Source organism: Microbacterium sp. BH-3-3-3, assembly GCF_001792815.1.
Lineage (GTDB): Bacteria > Actinomycetota > Actinomycetes > Actinomycetales > Microbacteriaceae > Microbacterium.
Genome location: NZ_CP017674.1, coordinates 1,129,836 through 1,148,385, shown reverse-complemented (window position 1 = coordinate 1,148,385; position 18,550 = coordinate 1,129,836). Strand labels below are relative to the sequence as shown.

The 18,550-nt window shown below is 70.7% G+C and carries 16 protein-coding genes and 1 riboswitch; of the genes, 12 read left to right on the top strand and 4 right to left on the bottom strand.

Annotation, left to right across the window (positions count from 1 at the left end; translation table 11 throughout):
* Window positions 1-180 precede the first annotated feature (180 nt).
* From BJP65_RS05285 to BJP65_RS05270, 4 genes are all read left to right on the top strand, one after another.
* Window positions 181-1,800, top strand: a complete 1,620-nt coding sequence (locus BJP65_RS05285; RefSeq protein ID WP_070408454.1) for an AlkA N-terminal domain-containing protein — start codon at window positions 181-183, stop codon at window positions 1,798-1,800.
* The gene (locus BJP65_RS05280; RefSeq protein WP_070408453.1) at window positions 1,797-2,294 is read left to right on the top strand and encodes a methylated-DNA--[protein]-cysteine S-methyltransferase; all 498 of its coding nucleotides are present in this window, start codon (window positions 1,797-1,799) and stop codon (window positions 2,292-2,294) included. The genes BJP65_RS05285 and BJP65_RS05280 overlap by 4 nt, the downstream gene beginning before the upstream one ends.
* Window positions 2,295-2,592: 298 nt before the next feature.
* The gene (locus BJP65_RS05275) at window positions 2,593-4,458 is read left to right on the top strand and encodes an ABC transporter ATP-binding protein (protein ID WP_055834222.1); all 1,866 of its coding nucleotides are present in this window, start codon (window positions 2,593-2,595) and stop codon (window positions 4,456-4,458) included.
* Window positions 4,455-6,272 (top strand): ABC transporter ATP-binding protein, encoded by a 1,818-nt coding sequence (locus BJP65_RS05270; protein ID WP_070408452.1) that lies wholly within the window; start codon window positions 4,455-4,457, stop codon window positions 6,270-6,272. The genes BJP65_RS05275 and BJP65_RS05270 overlap by 4 nt, the downstream gene beginning before the upstream one ends.
* 100 nt (window positions 6,273-6,372) lie before the next feature.
* Here the strand turns inward: BJP65_RS05270 and BJP65_RS05265 are convergent, their stop codons facing one another.
* Complete coding sequence (locus BJP65_RS05265; protein WP_070408451.1) at window positions 6,373-6,825, bottom strand: GNAT family N-acetyltransferase; 453 nt, start codon at window positions 6,823-6,825, stop codon at window positions 6,373-6,375.
* 104 nt (window positions 6,826-6,929) lie between these two features.
* Between BJP65_RS05265 and BJP65_RS05260 the strand changes: the two genes are divergently transcribed.
* The 5 genes from BJP65_RS05260 to BJP65_RS05240 all read left to right on the top strand — a co-directional run bounded on the left by BJP65_RS05260 (window position 6,930) and on the right by BJP65_RS05240 (window position 11,693).
* On the top strand, window positions 6,930-8,138 hold the full coding sequence (locus BJP65_RS05260) for a hypothetical protein (RefSeq protein WP_156784817.1): 1,209 nt from the start codon (window positions 6,930-6,932) through the stop codon (window positions 8,136-8,138).
* Entirely contained in the window at window positions 8,135-8,563 is a 429-nt protein-coding gene (locus BJP65_RS05255) for a hypothetical protein (protein ID WP_070408449.1), read from the top strand. Before BJP65_RS05260 ends, BJP65_RS05255 begins: the two co-directional genes overlap by 4 nt.
* Window positions 8,560-8,850 (top strand): WXG100 family type VII secretion target, encoded by a 291-nt coding sequence (locus tag BJP65_RS05250; RefSeq protein WP_055834234.1) that lies wholly within the window; start codon window positions 8,560-8,562, stop codon window positions 8,848-8,850. The genes BJP65_RS05255 and BJP65_RS05250 overlap by 4 nt, the downstream gene beginning before the upstream one ends.
* Window positions 8,847-9,353, top strand: a complete 507-nt coding sequence (locus tag BJP65_RS05245; RefSeq protein WP_156458724.1) for a hypothetical protein — start codon at window positions 8,847-8,849, stop codon at window positions 9,351-9,353. The genes BJP65_RS05250 and BJP65_RS05245 overlap by 4 nt, the downstream gene beginning before the upstream one ends.
* 120 nt (window positions 9,354-9,473) lie before the next feature.
* Complete coding sequence (locus tag BJP65_RS05240) at window positions 9,474-11,693, top strand: NADP-dependent isocitrate dehydrogenase (RefSeq protein ID WP_070408447.1); 2,220 nt, start codon at window positions 9,474-9,476, stop codon at window positions 11,691-11,693.
* A 272-nt stretch (window positions 11,694-11,965) separates the two neighbouring features.
* Here the strand turns inward: BJP65_RS05240 and BJP65_RS05235 are convergent, their stop codons facing one another.
* From BJP65_RS05235 to BJP65_RS05225, 3 genes are all read right to left on the bottom strand, one after another.
* Window positions 11,966-13,366 carry a L,D-transpeptidase family protein gene (locus tag BJP65_RS05235; protein ID WP_070408446.1) on the bottom strand — a complete coding sequence of 467 codons (1,401 nt, stop codon included), beginning with the start codon at window positions 13,364-13,366 and terminating at the stop codon, window positions 11,966-11,968.
* A gap of 106 nt (window positions 13,367-13,472) precedes the next feature.
* Window positions 13,473-14,837 (bottom strand): FAD-binding oxidoreductase, encoded by a 1,365-nt coding sequence (locus BJP65_RS05230; RefSeq protein WP_070408445.1) that lies wholly within the window; start codon window positions 14,835-14,837, stop codon window positions 13,473-13,475.
* Window positions 14,834-15,220, bottom strand: a complete 387-nt coding sequence (locus tag BJP65_RS05225) for a YrdB family protein (protein WP_258027528.1) — start codon at window positions 15,218-15,220, stop codon at window positions 14,834-14,836. The genes BJP65_RS05230 and BJP65_RS05225 overlap by 4 nt, the downstream gene beginning before the upstream one ends.
* A 126-nt stretch (window positions 15,221-15,346) precedes the next feature.
* Window positions 15,347-15,432, top strand: a riboswitch (ZMP/ZTP riboswitch).
* A 59-nt stretch (window positions 15,433-15,491) separates the two neighbouring features.
* Here BJP65_RS05225 and glyA point away from each other — a divergent pair.
* From glyA to BJP65_RS05210, 3 genes are all read left to right on the top strand, one after another.
* Window positions 15,492-16,766, top strand: coding sequence for a serine hydroxymethyltransferase (glyA, locus tag BJP65_RS05220; RefSeq protein ID WP_070408444.1), 1,275 nt, complete (start codon window positions 15,492-15,494; stop codon window positions 16,764-16,766).
* Window positions 16,767-17,045: 279 nt separating this feature from the next.
* Window positions 17,046-17,930: a bifunctional methylenetetrahydrofolate dehydrogenase/methenyltetrahydrofolate cyclohydrolase gene (locus BJP65_RS05215; protein WP_070408443.1), complete on the top strand. Its 885-nt coding sequence runs from the start codon at window positions 17,046-17,048 to the stop codon at window positions 17,928-17,930.
* A 90-nt stretch (window positions 17,931-18,020) separates the two neighbouring features.
* Window positions 18,021-18,509: a cytochrome C5 gene (locus BJP65_RS05210; RefSeq protein WP_156784816.1), complete on the top strand. Its 489-nt coding sequence runs from the start codon at window positions 18,021-18,023 to the stop codon at window positions 18,507-18,509.
* Window positions 18,510-18,550 lie beyond the last annotated feature (41 nt).

Genomic DNA, 18,550 nt, shown 5'->3' with positions numbered 1-18,550 from the left:
GCCTCGCGCAGTGCCTCGCCAGCTCGGGCGTTCGTGCTCGTGCGGGTGCGGGGCCGGGGCAGTCGTCCTGCGCGAGACGGCGTCTCGCGACGGGGGCGCGTGTGGGGGCGGCGGGCGCGCCTCACGGCCGTGTCCGATTTCCGCCAGCCGATGTCGGAGGTCGGTGGCAGGGTGGATGCCATGACCCCCACCGTGGCCGACGCTCCGGGCTTCGCCGAGCGCTATCGCGTCATCCAGTCGCGCGACCGACGCTTCGACGGGCAGTTCGTCACGGCCGTGCGGTCCACCCGCATCTACTGCCGCCCGAGCTGCCCCGCACGCACGCCGAACGAAGAGAACGTCACCTTCTACGCCACGTCGGCCGCAGCCCACGAGGCGGGCTACCGCGCGTGCAAGAGATGTCTGCCCGAGGCCGCTCCCGGCTCGCCCCAGTGGGACGTGCGCGGAGACGTCGTGGCGCGCGCGATGCGTCTCATCGCCGACGGCGTCGTCGATCGCGAGGGTGTCCCCGGTCTGGCCCGGCGCCTCGGCTATTCGTCGCGTCATCTCACGCGCCTGCTCGCCGCGGAGCTCGGCGCCGGCCCCCTGGCCCTCGCTCGCGCGCACCGGGCACATACGGCTCGCACCCTGCTCGTGGGCACCGACCTGTCGTCGGCCGATGTCGCGTTCTCGGCGGGGTTCACGAGCATCCGGCAGTTCACCGAGACGATCGGCGAGGTGTTCGGCATGCCTCCGCGCGATCTGCGCGCTCGACGCTCGCACGCGTCCGGCATCGAGGCGTCGGCGGGTGAGATCGACCTCGCCTTGCCCGTGCGAGTACCGATCGACACGACCGGTCTCTTCGGGTGGATGAGGGCGCACGCCATCCCCGGTGTCGAGCAGGGCGACGACCGTTCGTTCGCGCGGGTCGTGCGGCTGCCCGGCGGTCCGGCCTGGTTCGAGGTGCGCCTCGCCGAAGACGGGCGGCTGCGTCTGCGAGCGCGGCTGTCGGCCCTGGCCGACCTCGGCACCCTCATCTCGCGCATTCGGCGATTGTTCGACCTTGACGCCGATCCGCTCGCGATCGATGAGGCCCTGGCCCGGCATCCCGAGCTCGCCCCCGCCGTGGCCGCCATCCCCGGTGTCCGGGTGCCCGGGGCCGTCGACGCCGACGAGATGCTGCTGCGCGCCATGATCGGGCAGCAGATCAGCGTCGCCGCCGCCCGCACGATGCAGGGCCGTCTGTCAGCCGAACTCGGCGAGCGGGTCGCCGTCGGCCCCGAGGCGATGACCCTCTTCCCGACGCCGGCGGCGATCGCGGAACGGGGTCTCGAGGTGCTGCGCGGACCCGCTGCGCGCATGCGCGCCATCGTCGAGGCCGCCGCGGCACTCAGCGACGGCACCCTCGAACTCGGTGCCGGCGATGACGCCACGGAGCAGCGCGCCAGGCTCCTCGCCCGGCGCGGGATCGGGCCGTGGACCGCCGACTACGTGCGCATGCGCGTGCTCGGCGACCCCGACGTGCTGCTCCCCGGCGACGTGGCCGCCCGGGCCGGCGCGGCGGCGCTGGGGCTGCCGTCCGACCCCGCGGGCTTCACCGCGTGGTCGGAGCGCCTGGCGCCCTGGCGCAGCTACGCGATGGCGCACTACTGGTACGCCGCCCCGGTGACCCAGGCATGGCGCTCCCCGGCCGAGACGGCCGCGGCGGCCGCCGTGACGCGCCCGCGCCGGCGGACGACGAGCACCCGCGTCGACCTCGGGGCGGTCGATGTGGTCCTTCCTTCTTCCCCTCCCGCGCCTGAAAGCGAGCGATCCGAATGAGCACCGCCACCCTCCAGTTCCTGGACACCCCCGACGGGCCGTTCGCGGTCCTCGCCGACGACGCCGATCGGGTGATCGTCTCGGGCTGGACCGCCGAGACCGACGCCGTGCTCGCGCGGCTCCGCCCCGAACGTCGTCCAGTCGACATCGTCGCCGGTGAGACCGCGGCGGCCGAGGCGGTGCGCGCGTACTACGACGGAGCCATCGCCGCCATCGACTCCGTCGCCGTCGCTCAGTGGGGCACCCCGCTGCAGCGGACCGGATGGGAGGCCCTTCGGCGCATTCCGGCCGGGACCCCGCTGACCTACACCGGCTTCGCCGCCGCCCTGGGGGCGCCGTCGGCGGTGCGCGCCGCGGCATCGATCTGCGCGCGCAACGCCGTCGCGCTCTTCGTGCCCTGTCACCGGGTGCTCCGCGGAGACGGAACGATGGGCGGCTTCGCGTGGGGCACGCCGGTGAAAGAGAGCCTGCTGGCGCGCGAGTCGGCGGCCTGACGATCGAGGCCCGGAAGACACTCTTGCCCCCGAGCTTCGCTCAGGGATACTCTGGAGGGCTGCCGTCCCCCCGCGGTGGCTCACGCCGATCTAGGAGGATGCCATGTACCGAATCGACGCCCCCGTCGCCCCGGTTGCCGCGCCCTTCGTCGTCGCGCGCCCCGGCCGACCCGCCTAGGGCCCCGCGTTCCGCGCTTCGGCGCGTCCGTTCCGCCCTGCCCGACGATCTTCGTCGCGCCGCTTCACGGCTTCCCCCTCCGCGCCCGATCCCGGCGCCCGCTTCGACTCCTCGAGGATCATGACCACCTCCACGCCCCGCCCGCACCTCTCCACGCCGCGCGCCCTCGCGCGCCTTCTTCCCATCGCTCGCCCGGTGCTGCCGCGCCTCATCGCCGGTGCCGGCACCGCGCTCGTCGCGAGCCTGCTGGCCCTGGCGATCCCCCTCGTTCTCGAACAGATCGTCGCCGGTCCCATCGCCTCGCTCGACCCGACCGCGCTCGTGTGGGGCTCGCTGGCCGTGCTCGGCCTCGGCCTCGCCGAAGCCGCGATGGTGTGGCTGCGTCGCTGGTTCGTGCTCGGGCCGGCCACCAAGGTCGAGTACGACCTGCGCCAATCGTTCTACTCGCGGCTGCAGCGTCTTCCGGTGGCGTTCCACGACCGGTGGCAGTCGGGCCAGCTGCTCTCGCGCATGATGCAGGACATCAGCATGCTGCGCCGCTGGCTCGCCTTCGGCGTCATCCTGCTCGTGGTCAACATGCTGACCATCGTCATCGGCGCCGTCCTGCTGTTCCGGTGGCACTGGCTGCTCGGCGCGCTGTTCCTCGTCACCTCCGCGCCCGTCATCTACGTCGGGTTCCGATTCGAGAAGCGGTACGGCGCGCTGACCCGTCAGAGCCAGGATCAGGCCGGCGACCTCGCCACCGCCGTGGAAGAGAGCGTCCACGGGATCCGGGTCCTCAAGGCCTTCGGCCGGGGCCGGCACGCCCTGCAGAAGTTCACCCGCCAGGCCGAGTCGCTGCGCGAGACCGAGATCGACAAGGCGCGCGCCGTCGGCTGGATCTGGTTCTTCCTGGTGCTGCTGCCCGACATCGCCTTCGCCGTGTGCCTGGGCGCCGGCATCGTACTGACGCAGCTCGGGCAGCTGCAGGTCGCCGAGCTCGTTGCGTTCTTCGCGATGGCGACCGTGCTGCGGTGGCCGATGGAGTCCATCGGCTTCCTCTTCTCGTTCCTGCTCGATGCCCGCACGGCGACCGACCGCATCTTCGAGGTGTTCGACGAGCAGAACACCATCGTCGATCCCGAGAACCCGCGCACCCTGACCGCACCCCGCGGAGAACTCACGTTCGAGGACGTGCACTTCCGTTACCAGGATGCGGCGGCCACCGAACCCGATCTTCTCGACGGCATCGACCTGGTGCTGCGGCCCGGCGAGACCATGGCCCTGGTCGGACTCACCGGTTCGGGCAAGACCACGCTGACCACCCTGCCGGGGCGCCTGTACGACGTCACCGGCGGCCGCGTGCTGATCGACGGCGTCGACGTGCGCGACCTGACGCTCGCCGAGCTGCGCCGTCACGTGGGCATGGCCTTCGAAGACGCGACGCTGTTCTCGCAGACCGTGCGCGACAACATCCTGCTCGGCCGAGAAGACCTCACTCCGGGGTCCGACGAGGCCGAGGAGGTCCTGCGCGAAGCCCTGCAGGTCGCCCAGGCGCACTTCGTCTACGAGCTGCCCGACGGCCTCGACACCGTGATCGGCGAAGAGGGCCTCAGCCTGTCGGGCGGCCAGCGGCAGCGTCTGGCCCTCGCCCGCGCGGTCGCGGCGCGGCCCGCCGTGCTCGTGCTCGACGACCCGCTGTCGGCGCTCGACGTCGACACCGAGGCGCTCGTCGAAGACGCGCTCCGCGAGGTGCTCAGCTCCACGACCGCCCTGGTGGTGGCTCACCGCCCGTCGACCGTGACGCTCGCCGATCGCGTGGCATTGCTCGAAGACGGCCGCGTCACCGCCGTCGGAGTGCACTCCGATCTGCTGCGCGAGAGCGACCACTACCGGTACGTCATCTCGAGCCTCGAAGAGGCCGAACGCGAAGCCCGCACCGGCGCCATTCCCGTCATCACCACCTCCGACGACGATGCCCTCACCGAGAAGGAGGCGACCCGATGAGCACCGCTACCGTCTCCGGCACCAGCGGCGAAGACCGCTCCGACTACACGAGCGCCGAGAGCCGCTCGATCCGGCAGCGCTCGCTCCGCCTGCTGGGCTCTCTCGTGTCGCCCCTGCGCGGGCAGCTGATCCTCGCCGCGGCGGTGCTCGTCGTGTCGACGGCGCTGCGCGTCGCCGGCCCCGCGCTCATCGCCTACGGCATCGACAACGCTCTGCCCGCCGTCATCGAGCAGAGCGATTGGATGCCGACCATCGGCGTCGTCGGGGTGTACCTGCTCGCCGGTATCGGCGGGGCCGTGCTGATCGGGTGGTACGTCGTCGTCGCCGCACGCCTCACCCAGGCGGTGATGCTGGATCTGCGCAAACGCATCTTCCTGCACACGCAGAAGCTGAGCCTCGAGTTCCACGAGTCGTACACGTCGGGCCGCATCATCTCGCGTCAGACGAGCGATCTCGACACGATCCGCGAGCTGCTCGACGGCGGTCTGAACGAGCTGGTGTCGGGGGTGCTGTACGGGTTGTTCACGCTCGCGGCGCTCTTCCTCATCGATTGGCAGTCGGGCGTGATCCTGACCGTCATGGGCATTCCGATGTACCTGCTCATGCGGTGGTTCTACCGGCGGTCGCAGGTGATCTACCGCGAGTCGCGCGTCATCAGCGCCCAGGTCATCGTGAAGTTCGTCGAGACCATGACCGGCATCCGCGCCGTGAAGGCCTTCCGGAAGGAACCCCGCAACGACGAGGACTTCGGCGCCCTGTCCGGCGCGTACCGCGACGTCAACATGCGCTCGATCCGCCTCTTCGGCACCTTCGAGCCCGGCATCATGGCCGTGGCCGCGGTGTCGGTCGCCCTGGTGCTGCTCTGGGGCGGCGGCCGTGTCATCGCGGGTCCGCTCGAGATCGGCGCGCTGACGGCGGCGGTGCTGTACGTGCGCAACTTCTTCTCGCCGCTGCAAGAGGTCGCGTTCTTCTTGAACTCCTACCAGTCGGCCACGGCCGCCCTCGAGAAGGTGTCGGGCGTGCTCGAGGAGGAGCCGACGGTTCCCGACCCCAGCGACCCGGTCGACCTGTGGAACGCCCGGGGGCACGTGCGCTTCGACGAGGTCACCTTCGGCTACGCCGAAGGTCGCGTCATCCTGCCGAACTTCTCGCTCGACATCCCCGCGGGGCAGACGATCGCCCTGGTCGGCACCACGGGCGCCGGCAAGACGACGCTCGCGAAGCTCATCTCGCGTTTCTACGACCCCTCGCAGGGGGCGGTCACCCTCGACGACGTCGACCTGCGTCGGTTGCACCCGAAGGACCTCCGCCGCGCGATCGTCATGGTCACGCAAGAGGCCTATCTGTTCAGCGGGACCGTGGCCGACAACATCGCACTGGGTAAGCCCGACGCCACGATGGACGAGATCCGCGCGGCGGCGCGCGCCGTGGGCGCCGACGGCTTCATCGAGAAGCTGCCCGACGGCTACGAGACCGACGTGAACAAGCGCGGTGGGCGTGTCTCGGCGGGTCAGCGTCAGCTGATCTCGTTCGCGCGCGCGTTCCTCGCCGATCCCGCGGTGCTGATCCTCGACGAGGCGACGGCGTCGCTCGACATTCCGAGCGAACGTCAGATCCAGGACGCGCTGCAGACCCTGCTCGCCGACCGCACCGCGATCATCATCGCCCACCGCCTCTCGACGGTCGCGATCGCCGATCGCGTGCTGGTCATGGAGCACGGCCGCATCATCGAAGACGACGCCCCCGCGGCCCTCATCGCGGGCACGGGCAAGTTCGCCCAGCTGCACGCCGCCTGGCGCCAGTCGCTGGTGTGAGGCAGAGCCCTCGGGGCACGTTGAAATGACGGATGCCACGCCTCCCGCGTCGCGGGGAGCGTGGCATCCGTGGTTCGAGGTGCAGGCGGTGCCGCGGGCGTCAGACGCTGGTGCGTGCGATGACCTCGCCGTACTCGGTCTCGCCGACCGCCTCGAAGCCGACGCGCTCGAAGAAGGCCTCGGGGCCGCCGACGCCGGGTTCGTAGATGACGTCGACGTGATCCATCCCGCGACCGCGTGCCTCTTCGAGGACGGCGGCGATCGCGTAGCTGCCGACGCCGCGGCCCTGCTCATCGGCGTCGACGTTGATGCGCCACAGCACGGAGCGGAAGTGCTCCTCGTGGGCCTCGGGGTCGAAGTTGGCGCTGACGAAGCCGACGACCTCGTCGCCGTCGAGCACCACGCGCTGCCACGACGTCTGGGGATTGCTCACCGTCGCGGCGATGCCGTAGCTGACGGGAGCGAGGAACTGCTCCTGCCCGGGCTTGAGCGACAGGGTGTTCACGGCCACGATCGTGGCGGCGGACAGTTCGACGAGACGCAGGTCAGCCATGCGCCCAGGCTAGCGGCCCGATCCCTCAGCCCCAAGGCCGGGGTGAACCAACGAGCACGCAGGGGGCTTGCGAAGTGCGCGCAGGCCCCGATTAGGCTTGTCGAATGCGTGTGGATTACGGACAGTTGGCCCTGTGCTCGCAGACGCTTCGCCGCCAAGGTGAGCAGCACCTCCCCGCGATGTCGCGGTACGTGCAGGACCGTGGCATTCTGACCCCCGCCGATACGGGGATGATCATGATGCCGTTCACGGCGCTCTCGCTCGCGATCGCCGTGGTGGGTGTGCAGATCGCCGATGGACTGGCGCAGGTGATGAACTCCGCGGCCGACAAGGTCGACGGTGCCGCGGCCGCCTATGCGGAGCAGGAGAAGGCTCTGCACGACCGGATGAACCAGATCCTCGCGCCGCTGGGCGGGGGGACGCCGTTCGTCGATCCGCGTTCGAACCCGCCGACCCTCCCGGCCGCGCATGGCGGGGCGCCGGCAGGGCACGGCGATCCGGAGCCGTGGCTGTTCGAGCAGGCCTACGACGCCGGTCAGTCTCTCGTCAGCGGCGGCCGCGGCATGGTCGACGACATCTCGGGCGCCGTGAACTCCTGGTCGGTCGGGGCCACGGGCGTCGTGGAGCGGCAGGATCCCTCGAGCTTCCTGGTCGCGCCGAACGCGACGAAGAGCGAGGTCGAATCGATGCGCTGGGGCGCGGGTCCGCTCCTCGGAGGCGTCGACTGGGTCTTCGAGAAGATCGCCGGGTTCAGCCTTCTCGAAGACGTCATCATGAAGCCGTTCGCCGGCGACTGGACGGGGATCGAAGAGGTCTCGATCGCCTGGCAGTACCTGGGGGAGGCGAGCCGTGCCGTCGCCGACAACACGGCGGGCCTCGTTCAGCAGGGCGAGTTCTGGGACGGCGAGGCCGGCCTGGCGTTCCGCGGGGGGATGACGGCGATCGGCGGAACGATGTTCGGCGTCGGCGCGGCGTGCGACATCGTCTCGGCGAAGGTCGGCACGTTGGTGCTGGTGTCGAAGTCGGCGGCCGCGGGGATCGGCCTCATCCTCAACCAGATCTCGCAGAAGCTGCTGCGCATGGCGGCCGAGGCGACGGTTCCCGTGGCGGGCTGGATCGTGGCAGCGGCCGAGGGTGCGCACCTGGCGACCAAGATCTTCTCGCTCGTCCGCCTCATCTACACGATCGTCGACACCATCTTCGATGCGATCGAGGGTGCCGTGGAGGCGAAGGCGCAACTGGTCGAGACGGCCCTGCTGGTCGACGACCTGCTGAGATTCCTCGTCGACACCGGAAGGCGGGCGGCAGCATGAACGACGATCTCTTCGACCTCACCCGGCAGCGCATCGCCCGCATCGAAGCCCTCGTCGCGGAGGCACGCGCCCTCGACGACGACGAAGAACTCGACGCCGAAGAGGAGTTCGCCCGCCGCGCACGCGCCGGGGAGCTCGGCATCGATTGGCAGGTGCTGCAGGGGCGCATCGACCTGGGCGAGACCAGCCGCACCGCCATCTTCGACGGCACCGACGACAGCGTCGCCGCTCTCAGCGTCCGAGAGGCGGCGAACGAGGGTGTCGGTCTCTTCGGCGAGGAGGCGCGGGCGATCGCCGACGCCGAGGGAGAGCCCGACCCCGTCGCCGAGCTCGAGCTCGAGAGGGAGCGGCTCCTCGCCCGCGGGGCGGCGCTCCGTGCCCGTCTGTCCGATCTGATCGGCCCGAACGAAGGGATGTCGCGATGAGCGGGATGCGACTCGAGTTCAGCGCCGCGCACGAGGCGGCCGCCCGGATCGCGGCGGCGCAGTCGGGCATCGCCGAGCGTCTGAGCGCGCTCGAATCCGCGGCCGCCACGCTGTCGGGCGGGTGGTCGGGCGACGCACAGGCCGCCTACGCGTCGGCTCAGGCCGAGTGGTCCGCCGGAATGGTCCGCATGAACACCCTGCTCGACGGGACGCGACAGGCGCTCGACGACTGGGTGGGCGAGGTGGAGCAGCTCGAGGCCGACCTGGCCACCGGGTGGCCCGGATGAGCGCCGCCGCGCGCGCGGTCCCGCTCTGGCGCGAGTCGCTCGTCGGGGGCCACAAGATCCGCGCCGCGTGCCGTTTCACGGTCCCGCCCTCCGAGTCGACGGCCGGCATCGTCGCGGTGGGCGAGCTTCTCGGCCGGGCGGGTTTCACCCGCGCCGACGCGCCCGACGGCGTCATCGTCCTCCGCCGGGGGAGCGCCGTGGGCGACACGATCCTCAACGGCACGGGACTGTCGCTCCTCACCTCCCGTCTCGGCCCGCTGTCGCTGGAAGCCGTCGTCGTCGTCGAGGCGACGCCGCGCGACGATCTCACCGAGATCGTGGTGTCGATGGTCCTCGGCGACGAGTTGGCTCCGACCGTGGCCGAGGCCGTCGACGCGGTCATCGACGGCCTGGTCGCCCGCGGCGTCGCCGTCGGCGGCGCCGGCTGGGGCAGGGCGGTGGATCTGCCCGCCGAGAGTCTGGGCAATCCGAAGACCGCTCGCGAGCACGGCCTGCGCCGCTGACCGGCGCAGCGCGGGTCGGGGCAGGGCGCGGATGCCGAGAACTATCTCGACATCAAGAGACTTTGCCGCGGTGCGATAGGCTGAAACACAACCCTGGCCGCCTCTACGGAGAGATCTGACGTGCCCGATTCCACCATCATTTACACGTACACCGACGAGGCGCCGGCTCTTGCCACGGCGTCGTTCCTGCCCATCGTGCAGGCCGTCACGAAGCAGGCGGGCGTCGACGTCGAGACCCGCGACATCTCGCTCGCCGGCCGCATCCTCGCCGCCTTCCCGCAGCGCCTGACCCCCGAGCAGCAGGTGGGCGACGCCCTCGCCGAGCTCGGCGGACTCGCCACGCTGCCCGAGGCGAACATCATCAAGCTGCCGAACATCTCGGCATCCATCCCGCAGTTGAAGGCGGCCATCGCCGAGCTGCAGGCGCAGGGATACGACATTCCCGACTACCCCGACGAGGCGTCGAGCGTCGAAGACAAAGACGTGCGCGCCCGCTACGACCGCATCAAGGGTTCCGCCGTGAACCCCGTGCTGCGCGAAGGCAACAGCGACCGCCGTGCCCCGCTCGCCGTGAAGAACTACGCCAAGAAGCACCCGCACCGCAACAAGGCGTTCGGCGCGGGCTCGAAGACGCGCGTCGCCACCCTCGGGCACGACGACTTCCGCTCGAACGAGAAGTCGGTCGTGCTGGCCGACGACGACGTGCTGACGATCCAGCACGTCGCGGCCGACGGCACCACCACGACGCTCAAGGAGGGCCTCAAGGTCCTCCAGGGCGAGATCGTGGATTCCACGTTCCTCTCGGCCGCGGCGCTCGACGCGTTCCTCGCCGACACGTTGGCCGAGGCGAAGGCCGACGACGTGCTCTACTCGGTGCACCTCAAGGCCACGATGATGAAGGTCAGCGACCCGATCATCTTCGGTCACGTCGTGAAGGCCTTCTTCGCCGACGTGTTCGACCGCCACGGCGACGCCCTCGCGGCCGCCGGTCTCACCCCGAACGACGGCCTGGGCTCGATCCTCGCCGGTCTGTCGAACGTCGACGGCGGCGACGCCATCGCGGCCGAGATCCGCGACGCGCTCGCGAACGGCCCGCGCCTGTCGTACGTCAACAGCGACAAGGGCACCACCAACCTGCACGTGCCCTCCGACGTCATCGTGGATGCCTCGATGCCGGCGCTCGTGCGCAACGGCGGCAAGCTGTGGGGCGTCGACGGGGGAGAAGACGACACCCTCGCCGTCATCCCCGACTCGTCCTACGCCGGTGTGTACCAGGCGACCATCGAAGACGTCATCGCGAACGGCCCGCTGGATCCCGCCACCATCGGCTCGGTGCCCAACGTGGGTCTCATGGCCCAGGCCGCAGAAGAGTACGGCAGCCACGACAAGACGTTCGAGATCGCGGCCCCCGGCCGCGTGCAGGTCGTCGCCTCGAACGGCGACGTGCTGCTCGAGCACGAGGTCGAGACGGGCGACATCTGGCGCGCGACCCAGACCAAAGACGTCGCCGTGCGCGACTGGGTGAAGCTCGCCGTCACCCGTGCCCGCGCCGCGGGCGTTCCGGCCGTGTTCTGGCTCGACGAGAGCCGCGCGCACGACAAGAACCTCATCGCCAAGGTGCACGAGTACCTCGCCGACCACGACACCGAGGGCCTCACCATCGAGATCCTCGAGCCGGCCGAGGCCACGCGCTACTCGCTCGAGCGCATCCGCCGCGGCGAGGACACCATCTCGGTGACCGGCAACGTGCTGCGCGACTACCTCACCGACCTGTTCCCGATCCTCGAGGTCGGAACCAGCGCCAAGATGCTCTCGATCGTGCCGCTGCTCGCCGGCGGCGGACTGTTCGAGACGGGCGCCGGCGGTTCGGCCCCGAAGCACGTGCAGCAGCTGCTCGAAGAGGACTACCTGCGCTGGGACTCGCTGGGCGAGTTCTTCGCACTGGCCGCCTCGCTGGAGCACCTCGCCGACACGACGGGCAACGAGAAGGCCCGCGTGCTCGCGCAGACGCTCGACGCCGCGACCGGCACGTTCCTCGAGAACGACAAGTCGCCCGGCCGTGCCCTCGGCACCATCGACAACCGCGGCAGCCACTTCTACCTCGCCCTGTACTGGGCGCAGGAGCTGGCACAGCAGTCGACCGACGCCGAACTGGCCGGGGTCTTCGCCCCGGTGGCCGAGAAGCTGGCCGCCGACGAAGAGACCATCGTCGCGGAGCTCAACGCGGTGCAGGGTCACACGGCCGAGATCGGCGGCTATTACCGCCCCGACACCGCCCTCGTCGAGAAGATCATGCGTCCCTCGGCCACGCTGAACGCGGTGGTCGACGCTCTGCGCTGAGTCGCTGACACGCTGACGGAAGAGGGGTGGATGCCACGGGCATCCACCCCTCTTCCGTTTCTCGGCGCGGGCCCGGGGCCTGACCGGCCGCGTCGCGCGTGCCTCATGCACGACTCCGGCACGTCGCCGTGACCCGCGGGCTGTGTCGCGGTTCGGCGCTGTTCTGCGGGAGTCGTGAGCGGACACGTGCGCTCGTGCCGCGGCGGTGACGCGGGGCTAGGAACGACGAAGGGGCGGATGCCATCGGCATCCGCCCCTTCTCCGTTGCGGGCTCAGTAGTGGACCGAGACCTCGGTGCCCTTGTACGCCCAGTCGTAGAGTTCCTTGGCGTTGTTCACCGTGAGGTTGACGCAGCCGTGGCTCATGGGGGTGCCGAAGTTGTTGTGCCAGTACGTGCCGTGGAACGCCTCGTCGCCGTTGAAGTACGCGACCCAGGGGACGTCCTTCGTGCACCAGTCGTATCCGGGAGCGCAGCCCATGTCCTGCATGGAGGTCTTCCAGCCGATGCGGTAGGTGCCGGTGTGGGTCTCCCACCCGGTCTTGCCCGACGACATCGACCAGTTGCGGTAGACCTGACCGTTCTCGTACAGGGTGACCGTCTGCGCGCTGAGGTTGACGTCGATGCGACGCTCGGTCTTCGCGGTCTCGAACGGCGTCTCGGAGACGGCGAGGGAGTACTTGGCGTTGCCGTCGGCGAGCTGAGCGGCGAAAGCTGCGGCCACGCCGGCGGTGTCGCCCAGGGCACGACCGGTCTGACCCTCGGTGAGCGTCTTGATGACCTCTCCACCGCTGTCGACGATCACGTCGGCGTTCACGGCTCCGCGGTCGACGGCGCCGGGAAGACCGGCGACGGCCTGCTCGATGGCGGAGGTGTCGGCCGAGATGGCGAAGTCGCCCTTGCCGTCGGGGGTGACGGTGAGCCACGAGGCGGCGGTGGCGCGATCGACGGTGACGGTGCGCTCGTCGCCGACGTAGAAGCCGGCGGTGTCGAGCACGCCGTTGAGCGTGGCGACGGCCGCGTCGGCCTCTTCGGTGCTGACGGGGGCTTCGACCGGCACGAGCGCCGCGTCGACCGTGGTCGCGGGGGTGCCGGAGTCGAAGGCCGACTGCAGGGCGGCGGTGACGGCGGCGACGTCGATGCCCTCGCCCGCCTCGGCGGGGGAGGTGACGTACGTCTGCGAGCCGGCGTCGTAGGCGACGGTGGCGTCGACGGGCGCGCGGTAGGTGCCGGGGGCACGGTCGCGCAGAGCCACGGCGGCAGCCGACTGGTCGACGGCGACGGTGACTCCGGTGCCCTGCGGGAACCACGACGAGGGCTTCCACATCGGGTTCTCGGAGAACGCCTTGTCGGCCAGGGCGGCCGCGTCGACCGAGGCGCCCAGATCGGCGCCGGTGACGGTGACTTCTCCGGCGGGGCTCTCGACCGTGATGGCCGTCTGCGCCAGTCGCGTCGAGATGGCCTGCGCGGCGGCGCCGGCGGTCAGACCGCCGATCTGCACGCCGGCGACCGAGGCCCCGGGAGCGATGAGCACGAGCGAGGCCGCGATGAGGGCCACGGCCGTCGCGCCGGCGGGGATGCCGATCCACAGGCCGGAGCGGTTCTTGCGCTTCGTGGGCTCGGGCGGAGCCCAGGCGTAGGTCGCGCCGTCGGTGCCGTTTGCGCCGTCGGTCATGTGTCAAACCCCCCAGTAGTCAGTCTTCCCATGGTAAGTGGGTCTGCTGCGCAATCGCCGGGAGCATTATCACGGTCTGGTCACGCCGCAGAAATGCAGGGGGCGATCACGGCGCGAAGACCTTGCCCGGGTTCAGGATGCCGAGCGGGTCGAACACCCGGGCGATGTCGCGCTGCAGACGCCACTGGTCGTCGCCGAGCTCGTCGGCCAGCCAGCGGCGCTTGAGCACGCCGATGCCGTGCTCGCCGGTGAGCGTTCCGCCCAGGCGCAGGGCCGCGTGGAACAGCTCTTCGGCGGCCTGCCACACCACGGGCGGCACCTCGGGCCCCTCGAACACGAAGTTGGGGTGGAGGTTGCCGTCGCCCGCGTGCGCGACGGTCGGGATGACCAGGTCGAACCGGCGCTCGATCCGGGCGATCTCGTCGAACATGTCGGGCAGGGCGCTGCGCGGCACCGAGACGTCTTCGATGAGGGCGGTGCCGAGGGTCTCCATCGCGGGGTGCATCGCGCGCCGGACGGCCAGCAGCTCCTCGCCCTCCGCGTCGTCGGCGGCGACGGACACGCGCCCACCCGCGGCCGTCAGCACGTCGGCGATCGCGCGGGCCTCGTCGGCCGCGACCGGTCCGTCGGTCTGGATCGTCAGCTGTGCCGCGCCCACCGGCGGGGCCGGCAGCGACAGCAGGCGGTGCACGGCGGCGAGGCTCGTGGCATCCATCAGCTCCATGATCGCGGGCTGGAGTGCGGATGCCGTGACCGCGGCCGAGGCGACCGCGGCGGCGCGCACGCCGTCGAAGAGGGCGGTGAGGGTGACGCGCTCGCCCGCGATGAGGCGGCGGAGCTTGAGCGTGGCGCCCACCACGATGCCGAGCGTGCCCTCGGACCCGATCACGAGCGAGGTGAGGTCGAGCCCGGTGACGCCCTTCACGCTGCGGTGCCCCAGGTGCATCAGTCGCCCGTCGGCGAGCACGAGGTCGACTCCCAGGACGGCGTCGCGCACGACCCCGTACTTGGCGCACAGCAAACCGCCCGCGCCCGTGGCGATGTTGCCGCCGACGGTCGAGATCGCCCGACTGGCCGGGTCGGGCGCCCACCACACGCCGTGCGGTTCGAGCAGCGCATTGAGTTCGGCGTTGAGGATGCCGGGTTCGACGACGGCGAGAAGGTCGTCGGGGCGCACCTCGATCAGTCGGTCCATGGCACGCAGCGACAGCGAGATCTCGCCGCCCCCGGTGTTGGCGCCGCCGGCGAGACCCGTACCGGCGCCCCGCGGGACGACCGGGGTGCCGGTGGCCGAGGCGATGCGCATCACCGCTTGCACGTCGGCGACGGAGGCCGCGTGCACGACGGCGAGGGGGACGCCCTCGGCCGCGTGGCCGGACTTGTCGGCCCGGGCGGCGTCGAGGGCGGCGGGCGAGGTGTCGACGCGCGCGCCGAGCTCGGCACGGAGCTGCGCGACGACGTCGGCGGTCATGCCAGGCGCCGGCGACCGTTCAGCGCGCCCACCACGACGGCGACGATGGCGAAGACGAGGCCGATCGCGGCCTGGCCCATGCTCCACCACGCCACGGTCGCCGCGGCGTAGACGAACAGTTCGACCAGCGCGCGGATGAACGGGTGCACGGCGAGCACGGCGCGCGGCGAGACGAAGAGGGCCCACACGAGCACGGCGAGGGCGGGTGCACCGATGCCGACGACGATGTTCCACGGGAACGGCCACGCGAGGAAACCCCAGACGGCCAAGGTCACGAAGGCGAACAGCCCGCACAGCACTCCGACGATCTCGAGCGCCGACGGCCGCGGACGCATGCCGGGAGCGAGAGGCGCCTGGGCGCGGGCGTTCGATGAGTCGGTCACCCCGTCATTTTACGTGGGCGCCGGGCCGCGGCATCCGGGGTCTCTCGGCATCGAGCGGAGAACGACCCTGTGGAGGACCGGTGGATGCCGGGACACGCGGGGGAGCGGACGCATTACCCGCTAAAGTGGCACCGTCGCGACTGGCGTTGAGGTGGGCCACCACCGGGGAGCGACCGCTTGGCGGTATTCGACCGTACGCCTGGGTCGATGCGGTATTCACGCGGACTCGACCGAGCCCGCGGCATCCGGAAGCCATCGTCAAGGAGATCGCATGACCGATCAGTACTTCAACGCCCCCCTCTCCGAGGTCGACCCCGAGATCGCCCAGGTGCTCGAGCGTGAGCTCGACCGCCAGCGCAGCTTCCTCGAGATGATCGCCTCCGAGAACTTCGTGCCCGTGTCGGTGCTGCAGTCGCAGGGCTCGGTGCTCACGAACAAGTACGCCGAGGGCTACCCGGGTCGCCGGTACTACGGCGGCTGCGAAGAAGTCGACGTCGCCGAATCGCTCGCCATCGAGCGCGCCAAGGCCCTCTTCGGCTCCGAGTTCGCCAACGTGCAGCCCCACTCCGGCGCCACCGCGAACGCCGCCGTGCTGCACGCGATCGCCCGCCCCGGCGACACGCTGCTCGGCCTCTCGCTCGACCAGGGCGGCCACCTGACCCACGGCATGAAGATCAACTTCTCGGGCCGTCTGTACGACATCGTCGCCTACGGCGTCGACCCCGAGACCTCGCTCATCGACATGGACGAGGTGCGCCGCCTCGCCGTCGAGCACAAGCCCAAGGTCATCATCGCCGGCTGGTCGGCCTACCCCCGTCAGCTCGACTTCGAGGCGTTCCGCGCGATCGCCGACGAGGTGGGCGCGTACCTGTGGGTCGACATGGCGCACTTCGCCGGTCTCGTCGCCGCGGGCGTGCACCCGAACCCCGTGCCGCACGCGCACGTCGTGTCGACCACGGTGCACAAGACGATCGGCGGCCCCCGCTCGGGCCTCATCCTCACCAACGACGCCGATCTCGCCAAGAAGATCAACACCGCGGTCTTCCCCGGCCAGCAGGGTGGTCCGCTCATGCACGTGATCGCCGCCAAGGCGACCGCGTTCAAGCTCGCGATGACCCCCGAGTTCAAGGAGCGCCAGGAGCGCACCCTGCGCGGCGCGTCGATCATCGCCGACCGCCTCACGCAGGACGACGTCACGAACGCCGGCATCGCCGTGCGCTCGGGCGGCACCGACGTGCACCTCGTGCTCGTCGACCTGCGCGACGCCGAGATCGACGGCAAGCAGGCCGAAGACCTGCTGCACGAGATCCACATCACGGTCAACCGCAACGCGGTTCCGAACGACCCGCGTCCGCCGATGGTGACCTCGGGCCTGCGCATCGGCACCCCCGCGCTCGCGACCCGCGGCTTCGGCGACGCCGAGTTCACCGAGGTGGCCGACATCATCGCCCTGGCCCTGCAGCCCGGCGCCGAGCTCGAGGCCCTGCGCGCGCGCGTGGCCGTGCTGGCCGACGCCTTCCCGCTGTACCCCGACCTGAAGCAGTGAGCCGCGGCCGGGACGGCCGCCGCATCGCGCGGCGGTTCGTCCCGGCACCCGCCCCGCGACGCACGGCGGCGGGGTCGCGGCATCCGCTGCCGCGTTCCTGCGCCGGGTGTGTCGCGACGTCGCGGGTCCGGCATCCGGATGCCTCGACGACCGACCCCCACGCATAAACGCCGTCCGTGCGCATAAACGCGCAGAGAGAGTGTTTCTGCGCAGCACTGCCGTTTATGCGTCCTCGAACACCCCCGCATGACGATGACCGACACCAGGAAGAGGGATGCCATGACGGCGACGATTCTCGACGGCAAGGCCGCTTCGGCGGCGATCAAAGACGAACTCACCGAGCGGATCGCGGCCCTGCGCGAGCGCGGGGTCGTGCCGGGCATCGCGACGGTGCTCGTCGGCGCCGACCCGGCCTCGCAGCTGTACGTGGGGATGAAGCACCGGCAGTCCGAGGCGATCGGCATGAACTCGATCCAGGTGGAGCTGCCCGCCGAGGCCACGCAGGCCGAGGTCGAGGCCGTCATCGACCAGCTCAACGCCGACCCCGCCTGCCACGGGTACATCGTGCAGCTGCCCCTGCCGAAGCACATCGACACCGACGCGATCCTCGAGCGCATCGACCCGGCCAAAGATGCCGACGGCCTGCACCCCACCAACCTCGGTCGCCTGGTGCTGAACGTCAACGCGCCGATCACCACTCCGCTGCCGTGCACGCCGCGCGGGGTCATCGAGCTGCTGCTGCGAGGCGGCTACGACCTGAAGGGCAAAGAGGTCGTCGTCGTCGGCCGCGGCGTCACCATCGGTCGCTCGATCGGGCTGCTGCTGACCCGCCGCGAGATCAACGCGACCGTTACCCTCACCCACACGGGAACGGCCGACCTGGCCAAGCACCTGCGTCAGGCCGACGTGATCGTGGCCGCCGCCGGCGTGAAGCACATCGTGCGCGCCGAAGACGTCAAGCCGGGCGCCGCGGTGCTCGACGTGGGCGTCACCCGCGAGACCGACCCCGAGACGGGCAAGTCGCGCGTTCACGGCGATGTGCACCCCGACGTGGCCGAGGTCGCCGGGTTCGTCTCGCCGAACCCCGGAGGCGTCGGTCCGATGACGGTGGCGCTGCTCATGACGAACGTCGTCGAGGCCGCGGAGCGTGCCACGGCCCTCTGACGGTGAACCGCTCGGTGCCGCCGGTTGAACACACGGCGCGGCGTGCGCAAGAGGCGGGCGCGAAACCCGGCGACGTGGGATCGTAGAGACATGACTGAGTCTGTGCTGAACGACCTCCTCCGCCGCGTCACCGAGAGCGGTCTGCTCGACGACGCCCAGATCGACGAAGACAGCGTCATCGGCGTGGGGCACCTGGATGCCGCCGGCGTCGAGGTGGAGGTCGACCTCGACCCCGAGTTCGACGACGAGAGCGACTCCGACCTCGACGCGATCATGGTCGCGCTCAAGGACGTGCTGTCGGTGAGCGAGGACCGCTGGCGCGCGATCGTCGAAGAGGTCGCGAGCGACATCGAGGACGCCCTCGACGATGACGAGCTCAGCGCCGACATCGACCTGCGCACCGACCTCGAAGCGATCGGGGTGGGTGTGTTCGCCGACGCCATCATCGTCGTGTTCGCCGGCCAGACGTCGTTCCCCGACGCGCTCGTGCACGTGCAGCTGACCCCCGAGCTCGAGGTCGAAGACATCGAGATCATCGGCGACGACGAAGAAGACGACGAAGAGACCACCGAGGGCTGATCCTCGACACGATAAGAGGGACCGAGCCGTGCGGCTCGGTC

Bases quoted from the DNA above. Each gene is read 5' to 3' on its own strand.
- glyA (WP_070408444.1), top strand. From the start codon at position 15,492: ATGACCGATCAGTACTTCAACGCCCCCCTCTCCGAGGTCGACCCCGAG.
- BJP65_RS05270 (WP_070408452.1), top strand. From the start codon at position 4,455: ATGAGCACCGCTACCGTCTCCGGCACCAGCGGCGAAGACCGCTCCGAC.
- BJP65_RS05215 (WP_070408443.1), top strand. From the start codon at position 17,046: ATGACGGCGACGATTCTCGACGGCAAGGCCGCTTCGGCGGCGATCAAA.
- BJP65_RS05275 (WP_055834222.1), top strand. From the start codon at position 2,593: ATGACCACCTCCACGCCCCGCCCGCACCTCTCCACGCCGCGCGCCCTC.
- BJP65_RS05280 (WP_070408453.1), top strand. From the start codon at position 1,797: ATGAGCACCGCCACCCTCCAGTTCCTGGACACCCCCGACGGGCCGTTC.
- BJP65_RS05260 (WP_156784817.1), top strand. From the start codon at position 6,930: ATGCGTGTGGATTACGGACAGTTGGCCCTGTGCTCGCAGACGCTTCGC.
- BJP65_RS05250 (WP_055834234.1), top strand. From the start codon at position 8,560: ATGAGCGGGATGCGACTCGAGTTCAGCGCCGCGCACGAGGCGGCCGCC.
- BJP65_RS05265 (WP_070408451.1), bottom strand. From the start codon at position 6,825: ATGGCTGACCTGCGTCTCGTCGAACTGTCCGCCGCCACGATCGTGGCC.
- BJP65_RS05230 (WP_070408445.1), bottom strand. From the start codon at position 14,837: ATGACCGCCGACGTCGTCGCGCAGCTCCGTGCCGAGCTCGGCGCGCGC.
- BJP65_RS05210 (WP_156784816.1), top strand. From the start codon at position 18,021: ATGACTGAGTCTGTGCTGAACGACCTCCTCCGCCGCGTCACCGAGAGC.
- BJP65_RS05235 (WP_070408446.1), bottom strand. From the start codon at position 13,366: ATGACCGACGGCGCAAACGGCACCGACGGCGCGACCTACGCCTGGGCT.
- BJP65_RS05285 (WP_070408454.1), top strand. From the start codon at position 181: ATGACCCCCACCGTGGCCGACGCTCCGGGCTTCGCCGAGCGCTATCGC.
- BJP65_RS05255 (WP_070408449.1), top strand. From the start codon at position 8,135: ATGAACGACGATCTCTTCGACCTCACCCGGCAGCGCATCGCCCGCATC.
- BJP65_RS05245 (WP_156458724.1), top strand. From the start codon at position 8,847: ATGAGCGCCGCCGCGCGCGCGGTCCCGCTCTGGCGCGAGTCGCTCGTC.